General features: G+C 69.0%; 19 protein-coding genes and 1 tRNA gene. 14 read left to right on the top strand and 6 right to left on the bottom strand.

All coding sequences use genetic code 11. The features are described from left to right. Nucleotides 1-318 precede the first annotated feature (318 nt). Nucleotides 319-996, bottom strand: a complete 678-nt coding sequence (locus tag J2S45_RS10615) for a Crp/Fnr family transcriptional regulator (RefSeq protein ID WP_296930601.1) — start codon at nucleotides 994-996, stop codon at nucleotides 319-321. Nucleotides 997-1,187: 191 nt separating this feature from the next. Here J2S45_RS10615 and nth point away from each other — a divergent pair, with 191 nt between their 5' ends. After that, a complete protein-coding gene (gene nth / locus J2S45_RS10610) occupies nucleotides 1,188-1,826 on the top strand; it encodes an endonuclease III (protein ID WP_307635385.1) in 639 nt (212 codons plus the stop codon). A 71-nt stretch (nucleotides 1,827-1,897) separates the two neighbouring features. Here the strand turns inward: nth and J2S45_RS10605 are convergent, their stop codons facing one another. Together J2S45_RS10605 and J2S45_RS10600 are read right to left on the bottom strand one after the other, a co-directional pair. Next, complete coding sequence (locus J2S45_RS10605) at nucleotides 1,898-2,809, bottom strand: alpha/beta fold hydrolase (protein WP_307635384.1); 912 nt, start codon at nucleotides 2,807-2,809, stop codon at nucleotides 1,898-1,900. Then, nucleotides 2,809-3,885 carry a hypothetical protein gene (locus J2S45_RS10600; protein WP_307635383.1) on the bottom strand — a complete coding sequence of 359 codons (1,077 nt, stop codon included), beginning with the start codon at nucleotides 3,883-3,885 and terminating at the stop codon, nucleotides 2,809-2,811. The genes J2S45_RS10605 and J2S45_RS10600 overlap by 1 nt, the downstream gene beginning before the upstream one ends. A 150-nt stretch (nucleotides 3,886-4,035) precedes the next feature. On the opposite strand from J2S45_RS10600, the gene J2S45_RS10595 reads away from it, so the two are divergent. From J2S45_RS10595 to J2S45_RS10565, 7 genes are all read left to right on the top strand, one after another. Beyond that, entirely contained in the window at nucleotides 4,036-5,001 is a 966-nt protein-coding gene (locus J2S45_RS10595; RefSeq protein WP_307635382.1) for a cellulose synthase operon protein YhjQ/BcsQ, read from the top strand. Next, entirely contained in the window at nucleotides 4,998-6,230 is a 1,233-nt protein-coding gene (locus J2S45_RS10590) for a TadA family conjugal transfer-associated ATPase (RefSeq protein ID WP_307635381.1), read from the top strand. Before J2S45_RS10595 ends, J2S45_RS10590 begins: the two co-directional genes overlap by 4 nt. Beyond that, the gene (locus tag J2S45_RS10585) at nucleotides 6,227-6,889 is read left to right on the top strand and encodes a type II secretion system F family protein (protein WP_296930618.1); all 663 of its coding nucleotides are present in this window, start codon (nucleotides 6,227-6,229) and stop codon (nucleotides 6,887-6,889) included. Before J2S45_RS10590 ends, J2S45_RS10585 begins: the two co-directional genes overlap by 4 nt. An 81-nt stretch (nucleotides 6,890-6,970) precedes the next feature. Beyond that, nucleotides 6,971-7,504: a type II secretion system F family protein gene (locus tag J2S45_RS10580; RefSeq protein WP_307635380.1), complete on the top strand. Its 534-nt coding sequence runs from the start codon at nucleotides 6,971-6,973 to the stop codon at nucleotides 7,502-7,504. Nucleotides 7,505-7,722: 218 nt separating this feature from the next. Then, nucleotides 7,723-7,896 carry a DUF4244 domain-containing protein gene (locus tag J2S45_RS10575; protein ID WP_270973874.1) on the top strand — a complete coding sequence of 58 codons (174 nt, stop codon included), beginning with the start codon at nucleotides 7,723-7,725 and terminating at the stop codon, nucleotides 7,894-7,896. Nucleotides 7,897-7,958: 62 nt separating this feature from the next. Beyond that, nucleotides 7,959-8,372, top strand: coding sequence for a hypothetical protein (locus J2S45_RS10570; RefSeq protein WP_307635379.1), 414 nt, complete (start codon nucleotides 7,959-7,961; stop codon nucleotides 8,370-8,372). Continuing rightward, nucleotides 8,365-8,718 carry an Rv3654c family TadE-like protein gene (locus J2S45_RS10565; protein ID WP_307635378.1) on the top strand — a complete coding sequence of 118 codons (354 nt, stop codon included), beginning with the start codon at nucleotides 8,365-8,367 and terminating at the stop codon, nucleotides 8,716-8,718. The genes J2S45_RS10570 and J2S45_RS10565 overlap by 8 nt, the downstream gene beginning before the upstream one ends. Here J2S45_RS10565 and J2S45_RS10560 read toward each other — a convergent pair. From J2S45_RS10560 to J2S45_RS10550, 3 genes are all read right to left on the bottom strand, one after another. Next, nucleotides 8,684-11,056 carry a DEAD/DEAH box helicase gene (locus J2S45_RS10560; RefSeq protein WP_307635377.1) on the bottom strand — a complete coding sequence of 791 codons (2,373 nt, stop codon included), beginning with the start codon at nucleotides 11,054-11,056 and terminating at the stop codon, nucleotides 8,684-8,686. The genes J2S45_RS10565 and J2S45_RS10560 overlap by 35 nt on opposite strands. Nucleotides 11,057-11,160: 104 nt before the next feature. After that, nucleotides 11,161-11,379 carry a helix-turn-helix domain-containing protein gene (locus J2S45_RS10555; protein ID WP_270973881.1) on the bottom strand — a complete coding sequence of 73 codons (219 nt, stop codon included), beginning with the start codon at nucleotides 11,377-11,379 and terminating at the stop codon, nucleotides 11,161-11,163. Further along, nucleotides 11,369-11,956, bottom strand: a complete 588-nt coding sequence (locus J2S45_RS10550) for a DUF2975 domain-containing protein (RefSeq protein WP_307635376.1) — start codon at nucleotides 11,954-11,956, stop codon at nucleotides 11,369-11,371. The genes J2S45_RS10555 and J2S45_RS10550 overlap by 11 nt, the downstream gene beginning before the upstream one ends. Before the next feature lie 243 nt (nucleotides 11,957-12,199). Here J2S45_RS10550 and J2S45_RS10545 point away from each other — a divergent pair, with 243 nt between their 5' ends. From J2S45_RS10545 to J2S45_RS10520, 6 genes are all read left to right on the top strand, one after another. Next, the gene (locus J2S45_RS10545; protein ID WP_296931155.1) at nucleotides 12,200-13,693 is read left to right on the top strand and encodes a class I SAM-dependent methyltransferase; all 1,494 of its coding nucleotides are present in this window, start codon (nucleotides 12,200-12,202) and stop codon (nucleotides 13,691-13,693) included. A gap of 53 nt (nucleotides 13,694-13,746) precedes the next feature. Next, complete coding sequence (topA, locus tag J2S45_RS10540) at nucleotides 13,747-16,425, top strand: type I DNA topoisomerase (RefSeq protein WP_307635375.1); 2,679 nt, start codon at nucleotides 13,747-13,749, stop codon at nucleotides 16,423-16,425. 41 nt (nucleotides 16,426-16,466) lie between these two features. Continuing rightward, on the top strand, nucleotides 16,467-17,195 hold the full coding sequence (gene tmk, locus J2S45_RS10535; RefSeq protein ID WP_307635374.1) for a dTMP kinase: 729 nt from the start codon (nucleotides 16,467-16,469) through the stop codon (nucleotides 17,193-17,195). Continuing rightward, a complete protein-coding gene (locus J2S45_RS10530; protein ID WP_307635373.1) occupies nucleotides 17,192-18,373 on the top strand; it encodes a DNA polymerase III subunit delta' in 1,182 nt (393 codons plus the stop codon). Before tmk ends, J2S45_RS10530 begins: the two co-directional genes overlap by 4 nt. 171 nt (nucleotides 18,374-18,544) lie before the next feature. Beyond that, nucleotides 18,545-20,098: an alpha/beta hydrolase gene (locus J2S45_RS10525; RefSeq protein ID WP_307635372.1), complete on the top strand. Its 1,554-nt coding sequence runs from the start codon at nucleotides 18,545-18,547 to the stop codon at nucleotides 20,096-20,098. A 102-nt stretch (nucleotides 20,099-20,200) separates the two neighbouring features. Then, a tRNA-Thr gene (locus J2S45_RS10520) sits at nucleotides 20,201-20,276 on the top strand. Nucleotides 20,277-20,310 lie beyond the last annotated feature (34 nt).

Here is a 20,310-nt window from a genome sequence, read left to right as displayed (position 1 = left end):
AAGCGTAATGAGGAGCGCGAGCCCCGGCAAGGCTGTCCGCCCCCGCCCCCGCCTCCGACCCGCCCTGACCAGGCCCCGCCCGGCTCCGACCCAGCCCAGCCCTGCCCCGAGCCGGCACCGCCCCGCCCGGCCCCGGCACCGCCCAAACGCAGCGGCGGGCGTGACCACTGCACAGCCACCGCACCGAGGCCGGCCTGGGCGGCCCACAAATAAACCGCAGGATGCAACGCCGAAAGGAGAAGACGTTGCATCCTGCGGTTGAACGCGGCGCGGATCAGACGAGCTTGATGCCGGATCCGTGCCGCCCGCGCCTGGAGGCTAGTGAGCGCGGCGCTGGAGACGACCTACCTGGATGAGTAGCACGGCACGGCCTTCGAGGCGGATCCACCCGCGGGCGGTGAAGTCCGCCAGCGACTTGTTGACAGTCTCGCGCGAGGCGCCCACGAGGTGGGCGAGCTCTTCCTGGGTGAGGTCGTGGGCCACGTAGATGCCCTCGGGGGTGCGCTCGCCGAAGCGCTCTGCAAGGTCGAGCAGGGCCTTGGCCACGCGGCCGGGCACGTCGGAGAAGACGAGGTCAGCCATCTGGTCGTTGGTGTTGCGCAGGCGGGTGGCGAGCTCGCGGAGCATCGCCTTGGCCATCTTGGGGTGCTCGTCGATGTAGTTCATCATGTCCTTGTGGGACAGGTAGAGGAACTTCGACGGAGCAATCACCGTGACCGTGGAGGACCGGGCGCCGAGATCGAAGAGGGACAGCTCCCCGATGATCTCGCCCGGGCCGAGGATGGCAATGAGGTTCTCGCGCCCGTCGTCGGAGGTGTGGGACAGCTTGACCTTGCCTTCGACGATGACGTAGAGCCGATCGCCCGCGTCACCCTCGTGGAAGAGCGACTCTCCGCGCTTGAGGCTCGTCTCCGACATGAGGGCCATGAGGGAGTCGCGTTCGTCGTCGCCAAGCTCCTTGAAGAGTTCAACGCTGGCAAGGATGTTCGATTCCATCCGCTTACCTTTCTACTTAAGTCTACTGGGATCTTATTGACCGCACCGATGTGCGGCGGTGGCCGCGCAGCGGTTCGGGCTTGTGTCCGAGGTCATACACCCTACATCTTGCCATGACTGAGCGCCATTCGCACGGTGTATGTGGGGGTTTGTCGCGATAATGTGGGATCACGACACCGAAGCGGAGGTTGATGATGGAACCTGGCTCGCCCGAGCAGGTGGAGGAGATTCTGCGGCGCCTCGCCGCCCTCTACCCCGACGCCGCCTGCGAACTGAACTTCACCAGCCCATTCGAACTTCTTGTCGCGACGATCCTGTCCGCCCAGACCACCGACGTGCGGGTCAACCAGGTCACCCCCGCTCTTTTCGCTCGCTACCCCGACGCGCGGGCCCTCGCCGGCGCCACCCCGGCCGAGCTTGAGGAGATTGTGCGCCCGCTGGGCTTCTTCCGCGCGAAGGCAAGGTCGCTCTCGCGCCTCGGTAGGGCGCTGCTTGAGGATCACGACGGCGTCGTGCCCGCAACCCTGGAGGAGCTGGTCAAGTTACCGGGCGTGGGGCGGAAGACGGCGAACGTCGTGCTCGGCAACGCCTTCGGTGTGCCGGGGATCACGGTGGACACCCATGTGGGCCGGCTGACCTGGCGCTGGGGATGGACGGAACAAACCGACCCGGTCAAGGCTGAACGGGAGCTCATGGAGATCATGCCGCGCGAGCACTGGACGATGGACTGCCACCGGATCATCTTCCACGGGCGGCGGGTGTGCCACGCGCGCCGCCCCGCGTGTGTGCAGTGCGCTTTGGTCGACGTGTGCCCGTCTCGAGAGCCATGACGGCAAAAGCTATGACGTCAAAAACCATGACGGTGCCCGACAAGCACGCCGAACCGTGTGGGCACCCGGGCTTAGCTGAGGCTCCCGAGGAAGTCGAGCAGCAGGCGCGTGGTGGCCTCGGGTTGTTCCTCAGCCACGAAATGCCCCGCACCGCGCACCCGCGCCTTGTGGTAGGGCCCGGTGGAGAACTCGAGGTCCTTGTCCCAGGCGCGGTCGGGTAGGAGCGGGTCGGCCTCGCCGCGGATCGCGAGCACCGGGATGTGAACGGAGTTGGCGGAGGTCCGCAGGTAGGTGCGCCCGGTGGGTGTGCGCTGCGAGCTCCACGTCCAGCGCAGCTGGTTGATGGCGATCTTCGCGGCGCCGGGCAGCTGCAACGCCTGGGTGTAAATTTCAGCCTGGCTGGAGGCCCCGTCGTTGCCGGGAGCCGACCACTCGGTCAGCAGCGTCCGCACCACGGTTTCGCGGGCGAGGTTGCGCCCGGAGATCGGGGTGAGCGCGGAGGTCAGCACGTGGCGCCACGTCCGCAGTGTCACGTGCATGCCGAGTCGGTGAAGCGTGCGCGGATGGGGGGAGGAGACGGTGACGAGCCCGGCGAAAAGATCCTGCTCCATCGACACCGCGCTCCAGGCCAACGCCCCGCCGCGCCCATGCCCGACGACGACGGCCTTGCGCGCCCCGAGCGCCCGAACGATCGCCACCAGGTCGGAGGCGAGGGTGAGCCCGTCCTCGGAACCTGGGGTTTTGTCGGACCCGCCGATCCCGCGCTGGTCGATGGCCACGACGTGGTAGCCGGCGGCGTTCAGCGGCTCGATCTGGTTGCGCCACGCCCACCAATACTGGGGGAAGCCGTGGACGAGCAGGACGAGCGGCTTGTCCGGGGTGTGGGCGCCGGCTATCGCGGCGTGGAATTGGGCGCCGTTGGCCCGGATGTATTCGTGACGCCAGGGTCCGGGCAGTGTGATGCAGGTGGTGTCGGCGGGCATTAGGACTCGCGCAGGAGGAAGTGGCGGCGGGTGACGGCTGTGGCGAAGGTCTGGCCGCGGCGTCGTGCGCCGTGCGAGACGACGCCGGTGAGGATGAGCAGCGCGCCGAAGACGGCGATGCGGCCGGTGGCGAGGTCATTGCCGAGGTGATAGACGACGTTGCCGGTGAACGCGTTGTAGTCGCCGATCGCGTTTGAGAGCCGTTCGATGAGGTCTTGGGCGAATGTGGGTGCGGCGAGCGCGCCGGCGCCGGCCACGAAGACGAGCGTGCCGATCACGTGCGCGCCGAGCGAGGACGCGCGGGCGAACCACCAGATGATGCCAGCGACGACGACGCCGCCCGCCAGCTCCAGCAGCGGCATGAGCTGCGGGGAGCCGGTCAGCCAGGGGTTGTTGGGGACGTTGGCGAGGCGGGCTCCGGCGTCGGCGATGAGATACCAGGCCACGGGCACGAGGAGGAGGGTCGCGAGGAGGGTAAGCGTGTGCGTGAGGCCGCGACCCTTGGGTTGTGCGGGGATGTCATCGGTGAGGACGGCGTCGCCGGGGTCGGCGGACCAGCGCTCGCGGCGATCTGCGGCGTCGGCCGGGCTGGCGGCGGTCATGAAGGCGGGTTCGGCGGGGGATTCCGGGGTGGCCGCAGTCTGTTCGGCGGGGGCGCCAGCCGGGGGATTGCCGGCGTAGGGCTCGGCGGCCGGGAAGGAATCGGCGAAGGTGGCGGCGCCCATGACGGACGTGCGGGTCGGGCCGCGCGGGGTGTCCGCGCTGACGTGGGCTTCCTCGGCGTCGGCCGGCTCGTGCTCGCGTGGGGCGAGGGGCTCGTGCTCGCGTGGGGTGGCCGGCTCGGGGAACACGGGATCGATCGACCCGGTGTAGCGACGCGGCAGGCCGGTCGAGGCCTCGTCGACGTCGTAGGGTTCCGGCTGCCCGACCTCGCCGGTGACCTGCGCGCCGTCGCTCGTGGCGGGGTCAGCTTCGGGCGTGTCGGCGGCCTCGTCCTCGAGTGGTTCGAGGACGGAATCCTCGTCGTCGAAGGGCCGGCGGGAGTTGGAGTTGTATGGGTCGGTAGGCGTGGACACGGTATTCTCCTTCTGTTTCTCGCACCAGCGTAACGACAAAGCGCGCCGATAAGCCGGAACTTGCCGGCGTGCCGGTGTGGACAACCCAAATCTATCCACAGTTTCTCCCGCGGGGTGCCCAGCCCAGGACCGATTCGCGAGACTTCCGGCATGGAGAATATGCATTCGGTTGTCTACACCGGCAACGACAGGAACGTCGGCGAAGAACTGGCACGGCTCGCCGACCTCGTCGGCATCGACTTCGCGCACGTGCGCGCCCCGGCAATCCTCATGTTCGACGACGCCGACGTCCCCGGCCACGTCCAAGCCCACTTTCACGAGATGTTCGCGCCCTATTTCCCGCGCGGGCGGGTCCAGCTCGACCCGCGCGAATCCGCCGACGTGCTGGAGCTCATGGCCGCCGTCGGGCTGACGATGCGGGGGCGGGTGCTCGGCGTCGTCGGAGCACACGGCGGAGCCGGCACATCGACGATCGCGGCATGGTTGGCGCGGCTCATCGCCGTCGAAGAGGACTGCGCGCTCGTGGACGCGAACCCGGCGTCGGCGGGCATCGACCACCTGCTCGCCATCGACGCCGAACCCGGCAAGCGCTGGGCGGACCTCGCGGGTGACGGGGCGATCCTGGCCGGTCGCCTCAACCGGGTGCTACCACGCTGGCAGGAGGTCCACGTGGTCTCCGCCGACGACCGCGGCGGGGTTCCCGACGCCGCCGCCGCGGCCCGCGTCATCAGCGCGCTCGCCCAAACCCACGCCTGGACGGTGCTTGACCTGCCGGTCACCGCCGGGATCGCCGGCACCACCTGGCACGGGCTACTCGACTGGTGCGACGCCGTCGTGATGGTAACACGCCCCGACGCCGTCGCCCTCGCCCACGCACGAGCCCGCCGGGACCAGATCGGGGGCAAGCTGGTGACGGTGGGAAGCATGGTGGGCACGAAGATGGAGGCCGCCCACCTTGCCGGCGTCATCGGCGTGCCCACGCTTTTTTGCGTACGCAACATGCGCGGCACACGCGCCGACCTCGACCACGGCGTGACCCCGGGGGACCGCAAGCGTTCGGGGGCCGACAAGGACCTGCGCGCCCTGTGGGAGCACCTCAAGGAGGTGACGGCATGAACCTGAACGCCGCCCAGCTCGCCGGCATCCGGCGCCGCCTCGCCGCGGGAGAAAACCTGCGCGGGGCGCTCGCGGCAGTGCCGGGGGCGATCTTCACCGCGGACGTCGCCGCCCTGGATACGCAGGTGCGCCGCGAACTCATAGGGGCCGGGCCGATCATCGCTCCGCTCCTGGAGGATGCGGCGGTGACGGACGTCGTCGTGAACGGGGTGCAGGTGTGGGCCGACCGCGGGCAGGGTATGGAGAAGGTGGCGGCGGAGCTGGAGAACGAGGAGGCGACGCGGGCGCTGGCGGTGCGGCTGGCGGCGTCGTGCGGGCAGCGCCTGGACGACGCGAGCCCGATCGTGGACGGCACGTTCCCCTCCGGGGTGCGCCTGCACGCGGTGATCCCGCCGCTGTCGGCCGAGGGCACCCTCATCTCCCTGCGCACGCACCGCGCCCGCGTGCTGACGCTGGCTGAGCTGGAGGCGGGAGGGTCGGTGGAGGGCGAGGTGGCGCGGGTGGTGCGCGCCTTGGTGGAGCGCCGGGCGAACGTGCTGATCTCGGGGGCCACCGGCGCCGGCAAGACGACCTTCCTTAACGCGATGCTGTCGCTGATCGGGGCGGAGCAGCGAATCCTCGTGATTGAGGAGTCGGCGGAACTGCGTCCCGATCACCCGCACGTCGTCCACCTGCAGGTGCGCAAGGCGAACGTGCAGGGCGCCGGGGAGGTGACGATGAGTGACCTCGTGCGTGCCGCGATGCGCATGCGCCCCGACCGAATCGTGCTCGGCGAGTGCCGCGGGGCGGAGGTGCGCGACGTGCTCGGCGCGCTCAACACCGGTCACGAGGGCGGCTGGGCCACCATCCACGCCAACTCCACCGCCGACATCCCGGCCCGACTCGTGGCCCTCGGCGCGCTGGCCGGCATGAACGAGGCCACGGTCGCCGCCCAGGCAGCCGCCGCGCTCGACGCCGCGATCCACGTGCGTCGCCTCGGTGGGCAGCGCTTCGTCTCCGAGATCGCCGTGTTCGCCCGCCGGGGCGGGGAGCTGTTGGCGCCCGTCGCGATGCGGGTGGCGCGGCCCGGCGGGGCCGTGGAGCACGACGCCGGGTGGCCGGCGCTCGCTGGTCGGCTCGACCTGGATCCGGCGGCTGATGGCGGGCGCGGGCCGGGTTTGGCGGCTGGAGGCGGGCGCGGGCCGGGTTTGGCGGCTGGTGGCGGGCGCGGGCCGGGGGTGGGGCGGTGATCTGGTTCGGGGTGCTCCTGTTCGTCGCGTTCCTCACTGTTCCGCGGCGCAACGTGGAGCGCAGGCCGCGCAGGCGGCGTCGTCGGAAAAAGAGCGAACGGCAGGTGCTCGACATGGGCGCGATCGTGACCGAGGTGGCCACCCGGCTGCGCTCCGGCTCGACCCCCGAACGCGCCTGGTCGCAGACGCTACAGCACGCGGGCCTGGCCGTGTCCGATCCCATCCTCGGCGACGACGGCGTGCCCGTCGCCCTGCGTGAGATGGAGAAGATGGGCTGGCGGGAGCGGAAGAGGGTCGGGGTGAGCGAGGTCGTGCTCCACACCCTGCCCGCCACATACGCGGTGTGCGCGATGAGCTTCCGCACGGGTGCGCCGATGGCCGATGTGCTGGAGGCGTGCGCTGCTGGGATCACCGAGTCGGGGGAGGCGAAGAACGCCCGCGAGGTGGCGCTGGCCGGCCCGCGCACGTCCGCCCGCATGCTCGCCGGGCTGCCCGCGATCGGAATCCTGCTCGGCTACGCCATGGGCGCAAACCCGCTGGGCTTCTTATTCACGACGCCGCTCGGGCAGCTTGCGCTGATGGCCGGGCTGGGTTTCGAGGTGGCGGGGCTGGTGTGGACGGGCCGGATGGTCGCGCGGGCGCGAGTGGAGGAGGCGTAGGTGTTGGTTTTGGTGGTGGTCGCGGCGGTGCTCGCGGCCGTGTGGGTGCCATGGCGGGTGCCTGGGCGGGTTTCAGGGAGAGTGCCTGGGCGGGTTTCGCCCGGGCCGGTGGGGCTTGGCGCTGTGAGGCCCGGGCCGGTGGGGTGGGTGCGCGACCGGTTGGCCGGGCTGGTCGGCGGTGGCGGCGTAGTGGGGCGCGGGGCCGTGGATACCGCCGTCGTGCTTGACCTGGCAGCGGCCGCGCTGTCCTCGGGGCTGTCGATCCCGGGCACGCTCAAGGCGCTCGACGTGGCGATTGGTGGGGCCGCCCGCACGCAGACGGCGAACCTGCTGCTCATGGGCGCTACCTGGGAGGAGGCGTGGGAGGAGCTCCCCCGCGATCGCCTGCGCGAGGCCCTGCGCGCGGCCTGGACGGACGGGGCCGCGCCCGTGCCGCTCATCCAGCGCAGTGCCCAGAGCCTGCGCCTGCAGCGCCAGCGCAACGCGAAGGAGGCGGCGGCCCGGCTTGGCGCCCGGCTCGTGCTGCCGCTTGGGCTGTGCTTCCTGCCTGCGTTTATCTTGCTGGGGATCGTGCCCGTGGTGGCGGGGGCGGCCGGCCGGCTGTTGGGAATGTAGGCATCTTCGCTGGTCGGGGGCTGTGTCAGCTGTGCGGCTCGGGCGTGGCGCAGTTTTTCCACAGGAGGGCTTGCGGGAGGGCAACTCGCTTTTCTGGATTATCGGCGTTTTCGGTTTTTGCGATTGAAGAGACTGGTGGTGTCACACAGGGTGACAAGCCCAAGACGGGCTACGAACAAGGCCCCGAGGGGCGTCCATGAAGGAGAGAGGAAGAAACAATGAAGAAGAAGTTCCTGACACCGCAGGTCGAGTCGGGCATGGTGTCGGCGGAGTACGCGGTCGGCACGGTGGCGACTACGTCCATCGCCGGGATCCTGATCTGGCTGGTCCAGCAGGACTGGTTCCGGCAGGGCATCGCGGAGATCTTCAAACGCATTTTCACGTACATGTGATCCTTCGGCGGGTGGGCGACGCCCACCCGCCGAAGCGGGCAGCTGTGGAAGAAAGGAGCGATGTGCACGCACATAGGTGGGTGAAGGACGCGCCGGCGGCCTCGCGGGTCACCTCGGGGGTCTCCCCGCGGGTCTCCTCGCGGGCGGCCGAGCCGGGCATGGTCACGGCGGAATTCGCTATAACCTTGCCCGCCGTCATCCTCGTGGCCCTTGCTCTGATCTCCATGCTCGCGATGGGCTGGAAGCAGGTCGAGGTGGCTAACGAGGCAAAGGAGATCGCCCGGGAGTACTCCATCCAGGGCGGAACGAGCTTGGCCGAGCAGGCCACGGCCTCGGGGGCGGACGTGAAGGTCGGAGTGGAGGGGCAGGTTGTCACGGTGACGGTCACCCGCCACGGCCGCGGCCTGTACGCCTGGCTGGAGGTCGACTTCACCGGCACGCACCGGGCCATGATCGAGCCGGGGAGCCATGGCTAGGGCGCGGGCGGAGCAGGGCTCCGCGACAGTCACCGCCGCGGCGATGATCGCCGCGCTGACGGCGCTCGCCATCCTCATGTTCCAGCTGATCGCAGCGGCGGGGGAGCGGATGGAGGCGCAGAACGTTGCCGACCTGACGGCCGTGTCCGCCGCGATGGTCTACCGGGATACGGGTTCGCAGGCTCGGGCGTGCGCGCGGGCGGCAGAGCTGGCGCCAGGCTACGCCGTGGCATGTGAGGCAGAGGGGAGGAACATGCGCGTCACGGTCCGCAGCGAGTCGCGCTTCGCCTGGATCGTCGCCAGGCACGAGGCTAGCGCGGTGGCTGGCCCGGCTCGGGGCCCGTAGCGGCCGGCCAGGAGGCGAGCAGGTGGCGCAGCAGGGCGGTTGCCCCGTGCTTGTCGAGGGGCTCATTGTTGTTCCCACACTTGGGGGACTGCACGCAACGCGGGCAGCCGTGGGTGCAGTCGCAGGACTCGAGGGTGTCGAGCGTGGCGCGCAGCCAGTCCCCCGCGGCGTGGAAACCGCGGTCGGAGCAGCCGGCCCCGCCGGCCATCGCGTCGTGGACGATGATGGTGGCCTTCCCGGTCTGCGGGTGGGCGGCGGTGGACAGACCGCCGATGTCCCATCGGCTGCACGTGGCGAAGAGTGGGAGGAGCGCGATCATCGTGTGCTCGGCCGCGTGCAAGGTGCCGGGGATGTCCGCCGTGCGGATGCCGCAGGCACGCAACGCTTCGGCGTCGATCGTCAACCACACCCCGGTTGTCTCCAAGCTACGCATCGGCATGCTCAGCGGATGTGTGCCCAGGTACAGGCCGTCGGCCACCCGTCGTACGTCGTAGCCGACCACCCGCGACTGCACGACCACCCGGCCGCGGCACCACGTGCCGTGGGGCAGGGGGACCTCAGCATCGGTGGAGAGGATCTCCACGGAGCTCTCCTCGCGGGCGAAGGTGCGGATGTCCTCCTCGCGGTGGCGGTGGACGAGGGCGACGTCGTCGGCGAGGCTCTCTACCATGTGGGCAACCCCCTGATGGAGGTAGATCGCGCCGGGGTGAACCGTGATGTCAGCGCGCGCCTGGTCGACGGTGCCGAGCAGCGCACCCGATTCGGAGTCGATGATCGACACGGTTGTGCCCCCGCCGCGGATGTCAACCATGTCGTGCGGGTTGACGTGCAGCGCAGGGTTCCAAAACCAGCCGCGTGGGCGGCGCCGCAAAAGATCGGCCTCCTCCAGCTCCTCGAAGATCGCGGTGGAGGGCAGGGAGAAGATCTCCAAGTCTGCCTCCGTCAGCGGCGCTTCGGTGGCGGCCGCGCACAGGTGGCCGGGCAGGATCCACGGGTTGGTGGGGTCGAAGACGCTCATCTCGGGACTCGCCTCGAGGATGGACGGGTGGCTGAGGATGTACTGGTCGAGCGGGTTGTCCCGCCCGATGAGGATCGCCAGCCCACCCGCGCCGGCCCTCCCCGCTCGCCCGATCTGCTGGCGGAAGGACGCCTGCGTGCCAGGCCAACCCGTCACGACGACGGCGTCCAGACCCGAGATGTCGATGCCGAGCTCGAGCGCGGAGGTGGTGGCGAGGGCGCGCAGGTCGCCCGTGCGAAGCTGGCGTTCCAGCTCGCGGCGTTCCTCGGGCAGGTAGCCGCCGCGGTAGGCCGCCACGCTTCCTTCCAGGTGGGAGGCGCGCTCGTGGAGGATCTCCCGCGACACTTCGGCCACCCGCTCGGCGGCAGGGCGAGAGCGGACGAAGGTCAGGACGCGTGCGTCGGCGGCCACGAGGGTTGCGGTCAGCTCGCCGGCCTCGGTGTTGGCTGAGCGTCGGCGGACGTCGATGTTGCCCTCGTCGTCGATCGCGGCGGGCTTGTCGCCTTCGACCTGGCGGCAGGCAAGGGTGAGGATGTCACGTTGGCCGGCGGGCGAGCCGTCGTCGACGACGGCGGTGACCGACCCGAAGGCCTGCCCGAGGAAGCGTTGGGCGGAGGCGGCCGGCTCGTAGGCGGTGGCGGAGAGGAAGATGACCGTGGGGGCGGCGCCGTAGTGGCGGGCCATGCGCAGTAGCCTGCGCACTACAAGCGCCACGTTGGAGGCGAAGGAGCCGCGGTAGGAGTGAAACTCGTCGACTATCACGTAGGCCAGGCCGCGCCAGAGCCGCTGCCACATCTCCTGCCGGCCGAGTAGCCCGAAGTGGGCGAAGTCGGGGTTGGTCAGGACGATGTCGGCGCTGGTGCGCGCCCAGCTGCGGGTGGGGCCGTCGGCGTCGCCGTCGACGCTGGCCACGGCGATACGCGGGTCGACCAGGGCGGCGAGGCGGGAGAGCGAAAGCTCCTGGTCTGCGCCGAGTGCTTTCGTGGGTGCGAGGTAGAGCGCGGTGGGGCGGGAGCGGGCCGAGGCCAGCGACGTCGTGGCCCGACCCTCCACTATCGTGGAGAGCACGGGAACCCACGCGGCGAGGGACTTGCCCGAGCCGGTGCCCGTGGCCACGACGACGTTGCGGCCGGCGCGGGCGGCGTTCGCGGCCTGCGCCTGGTGGATCCAGGGACGCTCCACGCCGATCTCGGAAAGCGCGCGGAGCACCTCGGGCGCCACCCACGGCCCCCATTCGCCGACGCGGACCTCACGCGGCGGGATGACGACGTGGCCGGTGAGCTGGTCGGCGCCGTAGCTGCGGGCGACATCGAGAAGCATGATGCCAGTGTGCCACCTTGCGCCCCCGGTCGCGAGGCTACGGCTGTTCCCACGCCCAAGCCCCAGCCTTGCCGCCCCGCTCGGCGTCCCTTGGCGACGCGCCGTCAGCCGAGCGTAAAGAGGTCGCCGGGCTGGCAGTCGAGCGCCTCGCAGATCGCGGTGAGGGTGGTGAAGCGGACCGCGCGCGCCTTACCCGTCTTGAGGATGGAGAGGTTGGCCATGGTCACGCCGGTGCGCTCGGAGAGCTCGGTGAGGGTCATGGCGCGGGAGGCGAGGACGGCGTCGAGCGTGCACACGATCCGGTGATCCTTCTCAGACGACATAGTCGAGCTCCTCCCTCATGCGGGCGCCCTGGCGGAACGCTGCCCAGAAGGCCAGTGAGAGGATACCTGCGAAGACGAGTGCGAGGGGAAGGAGGCCGGGGCCGGCCGCAATCGTCACGCCGTCTGTGTACGTGGCGCCCTGGAAATCGTCGGTGTCCTGCGCGATGTGAGCGTGGGAGGCCTTGTTGAGGACGTAGGTGAGGACGCCCCCGGCCAGGAGCAACCCGGCGACCGTGCCCATGCGGGCGAGGGTGGCGCCGGCGAAGGCCTGGGCTCGGCTGATGCGGCGAATGACGTCCGTGCCGAGGATGAGCGCGCCGAGGAGCGTGAGGAGGGTGACGGCGTCGTCGGCGACCGTCCAGGCGATCGTGGCCGACGAAACCCACGCCATAGGTACGCTCGATTCTCCGTTCATGCAGAAATTGGGCAGGTCGCACGCGTTGGCGGGTGTGCCGCCGATGTGCGAGCCGGCGGTCAGGGCGATGATCGTGTCGAGCAGGCCGGCCGCGAGCAGGCACGTGCCGAGCCAGATGATGGCGAGGGCGCACCAGAGGGGTATCTTCTCCCAACGGGTCATGACAACTCCTTATCGTTTATCGATATTATTGATTAACGATAAACCCGCGCGCGGTTGTTAGGCAAGGGCCGCGCGTCAACCCGCGGTCGGACCCGCGTCACGACGCCGACCGCCGCGTAGCCTCCCCTCGCGCGACTTCCGCCCTGGGATCCAACCACCGCGTTTTGTCCACAGTGTAGGTGGGTGTCCACAAAACAGCCCCCGCCCGCCGGTCTGGGTTTGCCTCCGTGCCACAATGGAGCCATGATCGATTCCCTCCGCCACGACCTCGCCACCTGGACACGCGCCACCATCGCCGCAGCCATCGGCGAGCGCGCCCTTTGCGCCCTCGACCGCGACATCGCCGTCCCAGCCTCGCTCGCCTGCGCAGGCGGAGGCCGGATCCACCAGCTCACGCGCCTGTTCTGGCTCGGCGAGGGGCTGAGCCGCCAGGAGCTCAAGGTGGCGCTTCCCGACGCCGGGGCACGGCTTGCGGCGGACGCGGACTTGCTCGTTCACGACGGCGGGCTGTGGCGCTCGCGTTGGCAGATCGTGCCCGTCGACGTCCCGGCCCACCTGCGCCCCGCCTCACCCGGCGCCCCTTCAGACGCCGACCCGTCGGCGACCGTGTGGATCGCCTCCTCCCGCGGTTCGCTTCACGGCGCGCGCCACGGGAAGGATTTCGTCATGGGCGTGGGAGGGGCCACCCGCACGCTCGCCGCGCTCGCGGCCTTCACCCCCGGCCAGTTTGTGCTTGACCTCGGCACGGGCTCGGGGATCCTCGCGATCCTGGCCGCGCGGTGTGGGGCGCGGGTCGTCGCCACGGACATCTCCACCCCGGCCCTCGACATGGCCCGCTTCAACGCCGAGCTCAACGGGGTGGCCGACTCGATCGACTTCCGCCGGGGCTCGCTGTTCGAGCCGGCGCCGGAGCGCTTCGACGTCGTCGTGACGAACCCGCCCTTCGTTATCACGCCCGCCGCGGCGCGAGAAGGCGTGGGTAAGCTCGATTACCGCGACGCCGGCTGGGAGGGCGACCAGCTCAGCGCGCGCGTCATCGGCGCTCTTGCCGACCACCTGAACGCGGACGGGCGGGCGTGGATGCTGACGAATTGGGAGGTCACGGACGCGGCCGACCCGTACGCGCCGGTCCGCGGGTGGGCGGGCAACCTAGACGTCCACCTCGTCATGCGCGAGCTGCTGCCGGTCACGTCCTACATCGAGATGTGGCTGCGCGACGGCGGTCTCACCCCCGCCCACCCTGACTATGCGCGCTCGTATCGGGCGTGGCTGGAGGATTTCGACGCCCGGAACGTGACCCATGTTGGCATGGGATATCTGGCCGCCGGCCGGGGCGCGGGGCGCGTGCTGGCCCAAGAGCTGCGCGGTATTGCCCCGCCAAACCTGCACGAGTACATGGAGCGAATCTGGGCCGGGCTGCGCCAGGAGGATCTGGCGAGGCTGGCGCCGGTGGCCACCGACGTCGTCGAGCACAGGTTCTACCGGCCGGGTGAAGAGGAGCCGTGGATCATCAAGTTCACCCAGACCGCCGGCTTCGGGGAGGAAGTCCTTGCGGATACGGCGCTGGCCGGCTTGATGTCCGTGGCGGACGGGGAGCTGACCACGGCGCAGATCGTCTGTGCGCTCGCGGAAATTTTGTCGGAGGCACCCGATAAGCTCATGGAGAAGGTGATACCGAAAGTTGCTCAGCTCAAACAGTTGGGTATGCTGACTTTCGTCGAACCGGTGGGAAGATAGCCGCCGGTCCTTCCACGTCCAACCTCGCCGCGGGGCGAATAGAAAGAGGAATCATGACGAAGCTTGTCATCGTCGAGTCTCCTGCCAAGGCGCGCACCATCGGGAACTATGTGGGCCCGGACTTCGTGGTGGAGGCGTCCATTGGTCACATTCGCGACCTCCCGCGCCCATCGGAGCTCCCGGCCGAGATGAAGAAGGGCAACTTCGGCAAGTTCGCCGTGGACGTGGATCACGATTTTGCCCCCTACTACGTGGTCAACGCGGACAAGAAGAAAAAGGTTGCCGAGCTGAAGAAGGCGCTCAAGGATGCCGACACGCTCTACCTCGCAACCGATGAGGACCGCGAGGGCGAGGCGATCGCGTGGCACCTGCTGGAGGTGCTCAAGCCGAAAATCCCGGTCAAGCGCATGGTCTTCCACGAGATCACGAAGGAGGCGATCACCCGCGCGCTGAACAACACGCGGGATATCGACACCCAGCTGGTCGACGCCCAGGAAACGCGCCGCGTCCTCGATCGGCTCGTGGGCTATGAGGTCTCCCCGCTGCTGTGGCGCAAGGTGGCGCCGGGGCTGTCCGCGGGGCGCGTGCAGTCGGTGACCACCCGCCTCGTCGTGGAGCGCGAGCGCGAGCGCATGAAGTTCGTCCCCGCCTCCTACTGGGACGTCACGGTCAGTCACGCGCGGGGCGGGCAACCCTTCGAATCGAAACTGTATGCGGTGGACGGCGTGCGGATCGCGTCGGGCAAGGATTTCGGGGACGACGGGCGGCTGACGGCCAAGGCGGACAAGGCGGGCGTGGCCACGCTGAGCGCCGAGCAGGCCGAGCAGGTTGCCAAGGCGATCGAGGCGGCGACCTCGCGGGTGGTGTCGGTGGAAACGAAGCCGTATCGGCGTCGTCCGGCGGCGCCGTTCACCACCTCCACGCTGCAGCAGGAGGCCTCGCGCAAGCTCCACCTCTCGGCGCGCGACACGATGCGGGTGGCGCAGTCGCTGTACGAAAACGGCTTTATCACCTACATGCGAACGGATTCGACGAACCTGTCTACCGAGGCGATCTCGGCGGCGCGGCGCCAGGTTCAGGAGCTGTACGGCGCGGACTACCTGCCGGACAAACCCCGGCTCTACACCTCGAAGGCGAAGGGTGCGCAGGAGGCGCATGAGGCGATCCGCCCCGCGGGGGATTCCTTCCGCACGCCGCAGGAGGTGGCCAGCCAGCTGCGCGGGCGCGAATTCCAACTTTACGAGCTGATCTGGAAGCGCACGGTGGCCTCCCAGATGGCCGATGCGACGGGCTCGACAGCGTCGGTGCGGCTGGCAGTGGGCGTGCATGCCGGGGGCGTTCAGGAAGCTACGCTGGCGGCGTCGGGAACGATCATCACCTTCCGCGGCTTCCTCGCCGCCTACGAGGAGGGCCGGGACAAGAAGCGCTACGAGGACAAGGACTCGGAGGCGCGGCTGCCGGACCTGCCCGAAGGTGAAGAGGTGGAGAACCTGCAGGCCACGGCCGAGGGGCACGAAACGACGCCGCCGCCGCGTTACACGGAGGCATCGCTGGTTCGCACGCTGGAGGAGCGCGGGATCGGGCGCCCGTCCACGTACGCGTCCACGATCTCCACGGTGATCGACCGCGGGTATGTGGACAAGAAGGGCAGCGCGCTGGTTCCCACGTGGACTGCGTTTTCGGTGGTGCGCCTGCTGGAGGACAACCTGCCCGAGCTTGTCGACTACGACTTCACGGCGGAGATGGAGTCCGACCTGGACGACATCGCAGCGGGCCAGAAGAGCCGCGTGGACTACCTGGGCGGCTTCTACTTTGGTGACGGCGATGGCGGTGGCCTGCACGGGCTGGTGGACGGGCTGGGCGACATCGACGCCCGGGCGGTCAACACGATTGATCTGTCGGATCAGGTGGCGGTGCGCGTGGGGCGCTACGGGCCCTATCTGGAAGAGACGGTCGACGGCGCGGTCACCCGCCGAGCCAACATCCCGCCGGAGGTCACACCGGACGAGCTGACGATCGAAAAGGCTAAGGAACTACTGGACTCCGCGATGCAGGAGGACCGGGAGCTGGGCAAGGATCCGGAAACCGGATACGCGATCGTGGTCAAGGACGGCCGGTTTGGCCCCTACGTGTCGGAGGTGCTGCCGGAGGACGCGGTGGCCTACACCGCCACGGGAAGGGTGTCGAAGGTCAAGCCCAAGCCGAAGACAGCCTCGCTATTCGCCTCGATGAGTCCCGACACGGTGACGCTGGAGGAAGCGCTACGTCTGCTGTCGTTGCCGCGAGAGGTCGGTGAGTCAAACGGCGAGATGATCCTGGCCACGAACGGGCGCTACGGGCCGTACATGAAGCGAGGCTCGGACTCGCGGTCTCTGGAGAGCGAGGATCAGATCTTCTCCATCACCCTGGAACAGGCGGAGGAGATCTTCTCCAAGCCGAAGGTGCGCGGGCAGCGCCAGGCGCGCCCGCCGCTCGCGGAGCTGGGCACGGACCCGGTCTCGGGTGGGCAGATCCTGCTCAAGGATGGGCGTTTCGGCCCGTACGTCACCGACGGGGAGACGAACGCCTCCCTCCCACGCTCGGAGGACATCAACCAGATCACCCCGGAGCGCGCCCAGGAGTTGCTCGTCCAGCGCCGGTTGAAGATCGCCGAACAGGGCGGGCCGAAGGCCCGCAACAAGACGCGCAAGACCGTGCGTAAGTCGGCGGCCAAGAAAGCAACGAAGAAGTAGTCGGCGGCGGGAAAGCGGATCGCGGCGGGAAGTAGGAAACCATGGGCCTGTTCATTTCTTTCGAGGGCGGGGACGGTAGCGGTAAGTCCACGCAGGCCCGCGCGCTCGCCGGCTGGCTCGAGGAGACCGGACACGACGTCGTCGTCACGCGCGAGCCGGGCGGCACGCCGATGGGCGGTGCCATCCGCGATCTGCTGCTGCACGGGGAGGACATGGGCCCGCGCGCCGAGGCGTTGCTGTATGCGGCCGACCGCTCCCACCACGTGCAGTCGAAGGTGCGCCCAGCCCTCGAGCGTGGGGCGGTGGTGGTGACGGATCGCTACCTGGATTCATCGGTGGCCTACCAGGGTGCGGCCCGCGAGCTCGGCACGGAGGAGGTCCGCGAACTGTCGCTGTGGGCGGTGGACGGACTGCTGCCCGACATCACCTTCCTGCTCGATCTGCCCACCGCTGACGCCGCCGGCCGCGCAGCCATCCGTTCCGAGGCGCTTGACAGGCTCGAACGCGCGGGCAGGGAGTTTCACGACGCCGTCCGCGCCCAGTACCGCATCCTCGCCGCGCGCGAGCCGCAGCGCTTCTATGTGCTCGACGCGCGCCGGTCGGTGGAGGATCTGGCCGAGGAGATCCGTGAGGTTGTGGTGGGGATGCTCGAGGAGCGCCGAGCGCCAGGCGGCTTTGCGAGCGGCAAGGGCACGCCGGGTGAGGCGGATGTGTCCGGCACGCCGGGTGAGGCGGATGCGCCGGGCGCACCAGGAGGCGAGTGCGCGTGAGCGTCTTTGACGGCCTCGTCGGCCAGGAGGAGGCGGTGGCGGACCTGACGCGCGCCGCGCAGGCGGCTCGCAAGATCGCGGGCGCTGGCTTTGAGAGTGCGCGGGGTAGCTCGGCGATGAGCCACGCATGGCTGATTACCGGCCCGCCGGGCTCGGGCCGCTCGCTCGCCGCGCGGGCTTTCGCCGCCGCGCTCCAGTGCACGGGCACTAGGCCGGGGTGCGGGGAGTGCTCCCAGTGCAAGGCCGTGATGGCGGGGCAACACCCGGACGTGAGCTCCCTGTCGACCGACCTGGTGACGATCAAGGCAGAAGAGGTGCGCGCCTACGTGGCGAGCTCCTACCAGGCGCCGGGCAGCGGATCGTGGAAGGTCTTCATCATCGAGGACGCCGACCGCATGGTCGAGCGCACCACGAACGTCCTGCTCAAGGCCATCGAGGAACCCGGCCCCCGCACAGTCTGGTTGCTGTGTACCGCGGCGGTGGCCGACGTCCTGCCCACCATCCGATCCCGCTGCCGCAACGTCAACCTGGTCACCCCGTCGGTGGAGGAGGTGGCGCGCCTGCTCGTCGAGCGAGAGGGCGTGGAGCGGGAGACGGCGTACGTCGCGGCGCAGGCGGCCCAGTCTCACATCGGCGTCGCGAAGGCGCTGGCTACGAACCCGGAGGCCGCCGGCCTGCGGAAGAAGACCCTCGACGCGCTGGCGTCGATTCATGGGGTGGGGGACGCGGCCGTCGCCGCGTGGATGCTGGTGGACCCGGAGTTGATGGGAGTCAGCACTAACCGCGACAAGGCGGCAGAGGAGCGCGAGGAGGCCGATCGGCTCGCAGCACTGGGCCTCGAGGCCGGAGCGCGCGTGCCCGCGGCAGTCAGGAGCCAGGTGCGGGCAGCGAGCGTCGACTCCAAGCGCCGCGCCACACGAACGCTCCACGACATGATCGATCGCGAGCTGACCTACATGATCTCGTTCTATCGTGACGTGGTGGTCGTCCAGCTGGACGCCCAGGTGGCCCTCATCAACGCCGACTATGCGGAGGCGATCCAAAGCATTGCGGCGAAGATCGGCCCGACTGAGGCGCTGTCCCGCATCGACACCCTCGGCGAGGCCCGCGAGCGCCTGCGCTCCAACGTGGCTCCGCAACTGCTCATGGAGGCGGCGCTGTCGGCGATGCGGCAGTAGGGTGGGGCGCGGCGTCGGCGGATTGGCGCGTGCTGACGTTTTTGGCGAGGCGGCGGGTAGCGGGGCCGCGCGTCGTCGAAAACTTTTCCACAGGATCGGTATGCGTCGCAAGAGCGTCGGATATGCCCGTCGGTGGAGACTGCCGGGTGGCCCGTGCGATAGATTGGCAGTGTGAAAAAGCTTCAGATTATTTCCCTGTGTGCCGCGATGAGCCTGCTCGCTGCGTGCTCGTCTGGTACGTCGAATGGCGGCCCGTCAACGTCCCCGGCGCCGAAGGCGACCAACGCCGCGGGCGCACTGCCGATCCGGGGCGAGTTGCCTGCGGCGCCGGCAGGCCTGGAGAAGTTCTACGACCAGCAGGTGGCCTGGAGCGAGTGCGGCACCGGCTTCGAGTGCGCCGAGGCGATCGTCCCGCTCGACTACGACAACCCGGGCGGGCAGACCATCACACTGTCGATGAAGAAGGCGAAGGCCACCGGGGAGCCGATCGGTACGCTCTTCGTCAATCCGGGTGGCCCGGGCGGCTCGGCGCAGGACATGATCGACCAGGCCAACTACTACTTCTCCGACGCCATCCTTGAAAACTTCGACGTCGTGGGGGCCGATCCGCGCGGTGTTGGCAAGTCCACCCCCATCGACTGCCTCGACGACGCCGACCTCGCCGCCTACCTCGACACGTCTTACCCCGACACCCCGGAGGGCGACGCACAGTTGAAAGCCGCCACGAACACGCTCGTGGCCGGGTGCGTGGACAAGTCGGGGGACTTGGTGAAGTACGTCGGTACGCGTTCCGCGGCGAAGGACATGGACGTGTTGCGCCAGGTGGCGGGCGACCCGAAGCTCTACTACGTCGGCTTCTCCTACGGAACTACCTTGGGTGGCATGTACGCCGAGCTGTTCCCACAGAACGTGGGGCGCATGATCCTCGACGGCGCGGTGGACGATTCAATCTCCAGCTTCGAGCAGACCAAGGCACAGGTGGTCGGCTTTACCGATGCCTTTGAGGCATACCTGCGCAAATGCGTCGACGGCGGCAAGTGCGCGCTCGGCTCCACCGTGGACGAGGGGTGGGCCAAACTGGCCGAACTGGCCGAGCAAGTTAAGAACTCGCCGGTTCCGGCCGGTCCGGACCGCGTTCTGGGTGAGACGGGCTTCTTCTACGGGATCATCACACCGCTCTACGACGACTCACTGTGGTTCGCTCTCGACGCCGGCTTCGACCGCCTGATCAACGACAACGACGGTTCGGTCTTCGCCCTGCTCTTCGACCAGTACATGGGGCGTGAGGGCGAGAAGTTCGTCAACAACATGTTCGAGGCCAACTTGGTTATTAGCTGTGCAGACACCCATGTGGAAGGCACGGAGGCCGACTGGGAGAAGAAGGCGGATGCCCTGAAGGAGATCTCCCCGATTTTCGGTGACGCGATGGGCTACTCGGAGTACGCCTGCCAGATCATGCCCGGCGGGGAAGATGGCCCGCTCGGGCCGTTCGTTGCGGCAGGATCGGATCCGATCGTCGTCGTGGGCACCACGGGCGATCCCGCCACGCCCTACGAGTGGGGCAAGGCCTTCGCCGATAACCTGGAGAACTCGCGGTTTGTCACCTGGGAAGGTGAGGGGCACACGGCCTACGGGCGTGCAGGCGAGTGCATCTCCGATCCCCTCGACCACTACCTGCTCACGGGCGAGGCCCCCGAGGACGGGCTGACTTGCCCCGCTCAGTAGGCGATCCTCGCTCAGCAGTGGGTGACCTCCGCCCAATAGGCGGTATAGATCACGTCCGCCTATTTGGTAAACGGGGTAGCGGTTCGATAAATTGAACTGCAGGCCGCCTTAGCTCAGTCGGCAGAGCGTCTCACTCGTAATGAGAAGGTCGAGAGTTCGATTCTCTCAGGCGGCTCCAACCAATGGCCTTGGAATCGGAAGATTCTGAGGCC

The organism is Trueperella abortisuis (assembly GCF_030811095.1).
Lineage (GTDB): Bacteria > Actinomycetota > Actinomycetes > Actinomycetales > Actinomycetaceae > Trueperella > Trueperella abortisuis.
Note: the sequence above shows the minus strand (reverse complement) of the source record. Positions and strands in the feature narration are given on the sequence as shown.